1 protein-coding gene is annotated in these 251 nt (G+C 71.7%); it reads left to right on the top strand.

Annotated elements, in window-relative coordinates:
• Window positions 1-251, top strand: a 251-nt coding sequence (locus FLQ44_RS23660) for an efflux RND transporter permease subunit (protein ID WP_170252948.1), incomplete at both ends; no start/stop codon positions are given.

Below are 251 nucleotides of genomic sequence, written 5' to 3'. Positions count from 1 at the left end.
GGAGATGCACACCGGATTCGCCATCGTGATCCTCAAGGACTGGGCCGAGCGCGAGATGAGCACCGGCGAGGTGATCGACGCTTTCCGCGCCGAGCTGGCCAGCATCCCCGGCGTGCGCGCCTTCGCCCAGGGCCGTGGCGGTGGCCTGGGCGGCGGCCGCGGTCAGCCCCTGCAGGTGGTGCTGGGCGGCCCGACCTATGAAGAGCTGGCCGAGTGGCGCGACCGCATGCTGGCGCGCATCGAGCAGAACC

The sequence above is a fragment of the Vogesella mureinivorans genome (assembly GCF_007644035.1).
Classification (GTDB): Bacteria; Pseudomonadota; Gammaproteobacteria; order Burkholderiales; family Chromobacteriaceae; genus Vogesella; species Vogesella mureinivorans.
This window is presented reverse-complemented; position numbering and strand designations above follow the sequence as displayed.